We start from the raw sequence: 8,990 nt of genomic DNA, 5'->3' as shown, positions 1-8,990 counted from the left end.
CTGATGCGGTGTTCATCGTCATAGCTGAAGCGCTGCACCGTGCCGCGATGGCTGTCGTGACGTTCGGTCATGCGTCCGAAACCGTCATATTCCCAACGCACGCCCTCCAGCCGTTTCAGCAGGTTGTCCCACACCGGCAGTAAATCCGGCGTGGTGCGGTTGTCCGCCGCGTCATACCAGAAACGCTCCTCGCCGGTTGGCTGAATACTCTGCGTCATGCGACCAGCCGCGTCGTAGCCCCACAGCGACTGACGGTATTTCTCCGCAGGGGTTGGCGGCGCGCCGTCGGTATACATCTGGCGGATAATCTGGTCGGCGCGATCCCACTGGTAGCGGCGTTCGAAGACCAGCCGGTCACGCACATTGTCCATGCAGCGGCGCTGCGTAATGCGCCCGGCGATATCGTACTGCGTCTCCAGCTCCAGCGCGCCCAGCGTGCGATGGGTTTCGCGGTGCAGTTTGTCACGCTGGTAGCCGGTGATGGGCAGCGTTTTGCCGCCGAATACGAGCTGCATCTCCAGCAGATGCCCGGTGCCATAGCGCAGGTACTGCATCTGCCGCCCGTCCGGGAACGTGGTGGCGCTGAGGTTACTTAATGCGTCGTACTGGTGTTCGAATTTGCCAGCGTGGTTCTCCTCGCTCACCAGGTCGCCAAGTTTATTGCGCCGGAAAACAATCACTTCTGCGTTTTCCGGTTCGCGCATATCAATCGCCGCCTGACGCCACTCGCTGTAGACATAGCGGCGCACTTCCGTTGCCAGTTCGCTATAGCGATACTCGGTGCGGTGCTGCTCGGTTTCCCGCGCGACCATGCGCCCAAGCGCGTCATATTCGTAGTTCATCACCTGCGGCGGCAGGTTGCTGCCGCTAACCGGGTGGCGCACCAGCGTGGCCACTTGTTGCAGAGCGTTGTACTGATACTCGGTTTGCCGACCGGCATAATCATACTGGCGCGTCAGCAAACCGGTGGCGGTGTAATCAAAGCGCCATTGCTGGTTGTTGGCGTTGGTTAGCGTCACCAGGCGACCCGCGCGGTTAAAGCGGAAACGGGTAACATGCCCGGCGGGATCGACAGCTTCTGTCACTTGCCCGCGCGCATTAAGCGTCACTTTCCGCTCGCTGACGCCATCTACGCTCTGGCCGCATAACAGACCGGCTTTGTTGTACCTGAACAGGGTTTCGCGGCCATCGGCGCGGATGAACGTTTTGAGGCGACCTGCCGGGCTCCAGATATAGCGTTCGGTGTTGCCCATCGGATCGGTGGTCAGCACAAGCCGACCGGCATCGTCATACTGGCGGCGGCTCAGGTTGCCGGAGCAATCCTCTTCGCGAATCAACTGCCCCAGCGCATCCCACCAGAAGCGGTGGCTGTTTTCCAGCGCATCGATACGGCGGAGCAAATCGCCCTGGTCGTTCCACTCAAAGCGGGTCACGCCGCCTTCCGGGTCGGTCAACGACACCACATCGCCCGCCAGGTTGTACTCATAGCGCCAGCTTGCGCCGTCCGGTAACACCTCGGTCAGCGGGAAGTCGTACAGCGGGTGCCAGGTTTTCAGCGTCGCGCGATCGAGCGGATCGCGCTCCAGCGTCATGTTGCCGCGATCGTCCCACGCATATTCCCAGCGACCGCCGTCCGGCTGAATCACCGCAAGCGGCTGCTCGGATTTCCCCGACCAGCTAAATTGCCAGTTGCCGCCGTGCACATCGGTGTACTCCGTGATGCGGTACAGCGCATCCCAGTGGTGCTCACTCACCACGCCTTCATCGTTGCTGACGCGGGCATAGCGTTTGGTTTCATCGGCGTCGATACGCCAGTTTTCCAGCACCGCGCCTTGCTCGTCATGCACCTGATAGGCGCTCACGCGCCAGTGGCTGGAATCGGCTGCGGGTCGCCACTGGTAATGGACGGTTAAGCCAGTCGAAAAGCCGTGCCAGGCCAGCATATCGCTGGCGCGATCCCAGCCAAACTGGCGGGTGACAATTTCATCAGCGTCGGTAACGGCAATCAGTTGCCCTTGTTCGTTATAGCGATAGGACACCAGCAGATGGCGCGCGCCGCCGTAAACCTGGTAAACCGCACGCAGTCGTCCGAACGTTGCTTCGTACTCCAGCTCCACGTCCAGCGCTTCGTTATCGCTGGAGATACGCGCCAGTTGGCCTTGTTCGTTCCAGCTAAAATAGTGGGCGTTTTCGTGGCGGTCATACAGACGGTGCATACGCCACTCGCCGGGCCGTGTTGGATCCGGCTCATAAATCTGCTGCCCGCCGTCGCCGGTTTGAATAACCATTGCGCCGTTCGGGCTGCAAAACAGCTTCAGGCCGTCTTCCGGGTAGGAGATCATATCGCCGCTGAGCACTTCGCCCAGCCCCAGCTCGCGCCCGCTCATATCACGGAAGATCAACTGGTTATCGGCCAGGCGCAGCAATCGTGTTTCAAACGGCAGCATCCAGCCGGTGCCGAGCATGCCGGTGGCGCGGTTGCGGCTGTGATAGATACGCTGCCAGTAAAGCGGCATACGGTCTGGCAGCACAAAATCGAGATCCTCTTCTTTGGCGAGGACTTTTGCGCCGGTAGGAATGTTCACCGGGAAGGCGGTATTCACCGCGCTGATGGCTGCGGCGGTAAGAACCTGTGAAATGGCCATTCCGCCGAGCGGGCAGATGATCTCTTTGAGCAAGCCGCGAATAAGCTGGCGCTCACAGGCCATTTTGATCAGGCGCGACAGCGCGCCAATACCCAGGCTCCCCAGCAGGTTACCAATCAGGTAAGCCAGCTGGTTTTTGCCGCTGCGGATATCGCGCACGGTAATGGTTTCACCGCCGATGCGCACGCGCGGATCTTCTTTGACTTTGATTTCGGCTTCGCAGGTACTTTTCTCGCCGTTGCGCGCGGCAGGCTGGTTGTTGATTAAAACGGTTCTGGAGCCCTGGGCGACAAAATTACTGCTGGTAACCATGTGCCCTTTTTTGCAGTCGACATTATCTTTCGGCATCGGGGTGGCATGCGGATCGGCGCTCTCCACCATCGGCTGCGTCAAATCTTCCCACAGGTTGGAGCCCCACTTTTTCATGTCGTCGAGCGTAAGGTGGCTGGCGCGTTCGGCAACCGCCAGCAGCGCCGCACTCGGGTTCAGGGCGGTTTTCATCACCGCCGCGGCGCCAGCGAGGGCTAACATGCCGATGGCTGCCCAGTCGATGCTCTCATCGGCAGGCGCGGCGGCAAGGTTTTGTAAATAGTCCCTGTCTACCGTCGCGGCGGCGCGCGCGGCATTTTTCTTCATGATAAAGACATCGTCCGAGCCGGATACGATATGCGCATCCGGCGGTCCGGGGTCGATGAGCGCATCCACCATTTTCCCGGCCGCATCGCCAATTTTGCCCAGCGTGCCGCTGACCATCAGTGCGCCAATCGCCACCGCGCCCACCACGGCGCCAATGCCCGTTCCGGCGACGAACATGATCCCCAGGACAATCGCCCCTTCTACCAGCCCACTGACCATATCCGCCAGCGCAGAGCTATGAACCAGCGGATCTTCAATGCGGGCCGCGATGTAATCCGTCATCCTTACGCCCTCAGCTGTAAACCTGTACGGATTGATGTCCAGAACGCATCTGCGTCCGTATCAAAGGGCATGGTACGGCTGAGCGTCAGCACCAGCAGGTGATCGTCAATGCGGGTCACGGCGAGTTTTTCATATATCACCGCCCCCTGGTTTTCGAAACGCAGCGACACTTCGCGGGCCGGCTGCCCGGCAACCGTGCTGTCCTGCGTTTCACCCGTCACCACTTTGCGCATGCTGCGTTTCACTTTCGCCAGTTGCTGGTTCAGGAAACTCTCTTCGTCGCCGGGTTTGATATCCCACGCGCGGGTGATCACCAGCGTGGCATTATTCTCTTTGAATTTCAGCACGTTAATGCTGCGATCCTGGTAAGCATCCGGCAGCGTGAGTTCGCCTTCGGAAAGTACAAATTGCGCCGTCGCCATTATTTATCCGTCCCTTGATTAAATGCCGCTTTTACCGCCGCCTGGATCTGCGCAATGGTGGGCTGCGCATCTTCACCTTTTGTCGGTTTTGTCAGGTTTAAATCCAGCAGGCCTGCGGTGTTGATAGCCCCCGAACCGATAGCATCGATCTGAAAATCCACGCATTTCAGCGTGACGGTGCCGTTCGCGCCCAGCGTCAGCACCGATTGCCCCGCCACCAGCTGAATACTGTTGTCAGAAGCCTGCACCAGCGGCCCTTGCACCATCTGTGTAAAGCCGCCGCCGACCAGTTGTTCGTGCGAAAGCTGCGTTGCCTGGGTGTGTTTGCCCGCTACCGAACCGGTGTAATCCCGCGTGACGCTCACGCTTTGTGAACCGCCGACGGTATGCGTCTCGTCATTTTTGACGTGCGTATCCATGTTACGTTCCGCCTGGATCCACACCTGTTCTTCGCCTGCTTTATCTTCAAAGCGCAGGGCGTTGGCGTTGTCTACCGAACCGTCTTTTGAGCGGCTAAGGAAGCCCATTTGCGTGGCGGCAGCGGGCAGCGCCCACGGCGGCATACTCGCTTCGTTATAGACACGTCCGGTGATAATCGGTCGGTCCGGGTCGCCGTTGATAAAGTCGATCACCACTTCGTCGCCCACGCGCGGGATCTGTACGCCGCCGAAGCCCTGCCCGGCCCATGCGCTGGAGACACGCACCCAGCAGGAACTGGTGTCATCGCCTTTCGCCAGCCGGTCCCAGTGGAATTTCACCTTCACGCGGCCATATTTATCCGTCCAGATGCTTTCCCCCTGCGGGCCAACAACACGCGCAGTTTGCGGGCCGTACGTGCGCGGCCACGCGGTTTGCTGCGCCGGGCGGAACACCACCGATGAGGGGATAACGCTGAAATCAATGCGGTGAATGGTTTCGCTGTCAGCGCCGCTGGCGTAGCGGTTCTCTTCAAAAAAGTAGTTCGCCGCCGTCACCAGATACTCGCCGTTATCGTTAAAGAACGCCGCATTGGTCAACTGGAACGTACTGCCCGGCACAATACCAATCGCTGTCGCCGTGCCTTCAATTTGCTGATGCTCCACCTGCCAGCGTTCCTGGCGGATGCGGGCATAAAACTCGCCGTGACCGTGTTCGACAAAGCGCCCTGGCCAGTCATAAACATCGATGGTGCCCGGCGTGGGTGAACTCGGATTTTGCCGCGCCTGAAACAACCACGCGTTGGGTTTGCGGAAATCGTAGTCATCAAGGCTGTAAAGCCCCGGCGTTACGCTATCTTCCAGCGCCCACTGGCTGATGCCTTCTTCATCGGTGCTGCCACCGGAAGGGGTCTGGTGATAAGGGATGGTTTCGTAACCACTGAAGGGATCATGCTGAGTCGCCGCATCCGTCAGCACCAGCGTGTGTTTGTCCGCTTCGTGGCGGAAGTGGTAAGCGATGCCTTCCAGCTCCATCAGGCGGCTGATGAAATCAAAGCTGCTCTCCTGGTACTGCACGCAGTAGTCCCAGGTGCGATAGCTGCCGGTCAGTTTGTCTTCAATGTTGACCTGGTATTCGCCGAGCAGGGTTTTGACGATTTGCGGTACTGTCTGGCCCTGGAAGATACGCAGGTTGCGGTCGCGCTTCATCGGCCAGAGATCCGGCTCGACGGTGAGTTGATACACCGCATAACGGGTGCCGGAAAGCTCAACGGCGCTCACCGCCACGCGGGTGATTTTGCCGTTAAGGTAGCGCGGCGCGCCGGTCAGCGTTTGTGTTGGTATTGCGACAGTCACCGATTTACCCAGCAGCGTGCTGCGGTCCATTCGCGCGTCGGTGCCCAGCAACTGCAGGTTAAAGGTGAAGGCTTCGGACAGCGCTTCCCGTCCGGAGATTTTCCAGAAAAGCAGTCCATCGACGGGTAACTGAACAGTAATTCGATTGCTCATAAATCGGATCCTGACGTAGGGACATGCACGATTCCGGGTGCTGTCCAGAAGTTTAACGTTACGGGTTTGAGAAAAAGCTACCGCACGATTGCTGTAAACAAAAAGATCAATATTGTCTGGTTTTTCGCGGCAAGAAATGCCAGGAATTATCCTAATCCGCGATTAACCTACTAAAAAAAGAGTCATTTTTTTACAAGCAGACGCTGAATAATCGCTAAAAAATGACACTTAGGCCAAATCTCATACCGCTAAATTGCTATTGCGCTGTTGCAGCCGTGTTATTCAAAAATGCTAAGTTAAATTATGCAATACCTGTTTCGCGATTATTATCCCACTTTCACGCGAAAGCGCAGACACGCCAGATGAAAAGCAGTATAAGTTTTTAAAACACCCGCCGTTATATTATTTCCGTGATTATATAAAGTCTCATAATTATATGCCGATAAAATATAGCTCTATACATCATTACCATTTAACACCCATTAAATAAAAGTTAAGCAGGATTAAATTCGTAATAATCAGGAGGGGATAATGGAATTTTTTAATCAGTATGGACAGCGCATTGGTCAGGAAATCCAGGACTGGACAAAACGCCCGCTGCCAGAAAAAATTTCGCTTAAAGGCCGTTACTGCGACGTTGTACCGCTTGTCGTGGATCACGCGGAAGATCTCTTCCCGGAATGGCAAAGCATTGATGATGACCGGGACTGGACTTATCTTGAAGATCCCCGGCCGAAAGATATGACCGCATGTTATGCCTATCTCAGAAATCTCGCGTCACGTCCTGACAGAATCTATTTCGCGGTACAAGATAAAGCCGATAAGCAAATAAAAGGCATTTTCTATACCGGGAAATTCGATCAGGAAAATGGTTCTTTCGATATTGGCGACGTTAACTGGACGCCGTTAATGAAAAGAACCCGGATGAGTACTGAAAGTCTTTATCTTGTTTTGTCTTACTTTTTCGATCAATTGAAGTATCGCAGATGTGAATGGCGCACCGGCAGTTATAACGCGGATGCGATTCATTCGGCGGAACGCATTGGTTTTGTGAAAGAAGGGATTTTGCGCGAAAAGAAAATCCGTAAAGGACGGCTGAGCGATATTACGGTGTTTTCAATTACCGTGCGCGAATGGTCGGGTCTCTCCTCAATGATGAATGGCTGGCTGAACGAGGATAACTTTGACGGTCGCGGTCGCCAGTTGCATAAACTCTCTTCATTCCGCCGCTACTGACAGCGCCATGCGTTGATTGATACCTCAACGCATGGTACTTGCGAATAACGCGTTTACACGCTCTGCATTGCCTGCACCGGCAGGTGAAACCCACCCAGGTGGCCTGGTTAACGGTGGTACCTGAGCCGGTCGGCTCAGGTCTACGTTTAACTAGCGTGTTACCTCAACATCGGTCACTTTCACCGGTGTCTCTTTGCCTTTTTCCCACTGGGTTAACGGCATAAAGACATTCAAATCAGACAGCCAGGCCAGCGTCTCTTGATGCGTTTCGCCATCGCTTTCAATCTCGCAGACGACTTTCCAGTAACGCCCGCTGAACGCACTGTTGATCTGACGCGCATCATCACTGCCGTTCACTTCGCACCGGCGATTAATCACCGTGTTCTTCTCACCTTTACCCGTTTTCGGTGCAACCGTATCAAAGGTAAATTTCTGCCCCTGGTACAGCGGAAAACGCAGATTGGTGTGAAGTTCACTGGTTACCGTTGGTGAATAACTCAGACTGATGGCGCCTTTTAACTGTCCAAGGTTGCCCATCGTCAGGCGCTGCGCCTTGAACATTTTGTAGTTTTCCAGCAGCAGCATGAGCCCGTTGGGTTGCACATCGAGTTGCATCGGTACGACATCGTTATCGCTCCACTGCATGTTCCATGTCAGCTTTTTAAAGCGCGGTGTGGCCCATGGATTAACGATTTGCAGAGCCTGCTTTTCGATATCTGCGCGCAGCGGGAACTGGGTCATCCATTGCGGTGAATTGTTGGTGAAGTCTGGCAGACTTGGGCCAAGGAGGGTGGAGACGCTTTTTTTCTTCGTTGACGGAACATATACCCCTTCCCCTTTAAACGCAGCAGGTGTGCTCATGGCGCAAAGCTGTTTGAACGCAGCGGTGGTGGCCGGTGTGTTGACAAACGTGTCCGCGCGACGCTGTGCCGCTTTACCGGTCAGGCTGTCCGAGACATAACCTTCGGGCGTGATATCCAGCCCGGCAATCACATTGTCATGCTGGGTTTCACAGTTATAGCCATGTATTTCAAGTTTCAAATCGTAGGGCGCGTCATACGGCGGATCGAAAGTTATCTCGCTGTATTCAAAGCCAATTTTAGCGATCACCAACTCATTAACCCGCAACACTGAAGCCGTATCCAGCAGAATTGGCGTCTCATATTTCGACATTTTCTCGATATAAACCCAGCTTGGGTTTTTCAGTCGGGAAGCCTGGCAAAGATTTTTAGCAATATCATCCAGCGCGCTTTGGGGTTTTGGTTCCGCGTAACGCTCGTAGCTGTCGCCGTAGAAGCGACGAATCACCGCCTCTTGATCGTCAAGCATTTCCCAGTACAGCTTCACCGCTTTGTTGGTGGTGCAATCAAAACCATCCCAGCGGTTAATGTGTTGCCCGTCGCTGAAAACCAGCTGGTTCAGGGCGGAAATGCGGTCATTCACGCGCATCATCAGTAAGGGGTTTACGGTGTTGCTGACGATTTTTTTGCCCTGGATTTCAGGGTAATCAGTGGCTTGTGCGCTAATAGCGACAGCCAGCAGTGCAGGCAGGAGTAACGTGCCGGTTTTCATTTTCATTCCTTGTCAGAGGTATTTTCACTAATTGCGCAACGGAGGGCGTACTGACGTTATCGGCAGATGGCGGCAAACATTAAAGGCGTAAAAACAATCGGCTCCACAAAAAATTGACGCGGCTTTATTTTCATTCCGCGACCTGCATCAAGCCCGGCGGACTATTTTGAGATTTTCCTGATGAGGGGTAAAGACAAGACAAAGTGTAAAATATGTAACGGCGTGTGAGTCTTTATATCAAATTTATCTCCTGTTCATGGTGCTAATGAAAC

5 protein-coding genes are annotated in these 8,990 nt (G+C 55.2%); 1 reads left to right on the top strand and 4 read right to left on the bottom strand.

Features of this window, described 5'->3' with window-relative positions:
* From DFO56_RS19060 to DFO56_RS19050, 3 genes are all read right to left on the bottom strand, one after another.
* Positions 1-3,563: DUF6531 domain-containing protein (locus DFO56_RS19060; protein WP_147271690.1), on the bottom strand; the 3,563-nt coding region annotated here is incomplete at its 3' end.
* A 2-nt stretch (positions 3,564-3,565) separates the two neighbouring features.
* Complete coding sequence (locus DFO56_RS19055; RefSeq protein ID WP_017458296.1) at positions 3,566-3,985, bottom strand: DcrB-related protein; 420 nt, start codon at positions 3,983-3,985, stop codon at positions 3,566-3,568.
* Positions 3,985-5,910: a type VI secretion system Vgr family protein gene (locus DFO56_RS19050; protein WP_020455631.1), complete on the bottom strand. Its 1,926-nt coding sequence runs from the start codon at positions 5,908-5,910 to the stop codon at positions 3,985-3,987. The genes DFO56_RS19055 and DFO56_RS19050 overlap by 1 nt, the downstream gene beginning before the upstream one ends.
* A 531-nt stretch (positions 5,911-6,441) precedes the next feature.
* On the opposite strand from DFO56_RS19050, the gene DFO56_RS19045 reads away from it, so the two are divergent.
* A complete protein-coding gene (locus DFO56_RS19045) occupies positions 6,442-7,146 on the top strand; it encodes a GNAT family N-acetyltransferase (RefSeq protein ID WP_020455632.1) in 705 nt (234 codons plus the stop codon).
* A gap of 150 nt (positions 7,147-7,296) precedes the next feature.
* On the opposite strand, the gene DFO56_RS19040 is transcribed toward DFO56_RS19045, so the two are convergent.
* Positions 7,297-8,718, bottom strand: coding sequence for a hypothetical protein (locus DFO56_RS19040; RefSeq protein ID WP_045507695.1), 1,422 nt, complete (start codon positions 8,716-8,718; stop codon positions 7,297-7,299).
* Between the last annotated feature and the right edge of the window lie 272 nt (positions 8,719-8,990).

It is taken from the genome of Kosakonia sp. AG348, assembly GCF_003337365.1.
In the GTDB taxonomy this organism is placed as follows: domain Bacteria; phylum Pseudomonadota; class Gammaproteobacteria; order Enterobacterales; family Enterobacteriaceae; genus Kosakonia.
This window is presented reverse-complemented; position numbering and strand designations above follow the sequence as displayed.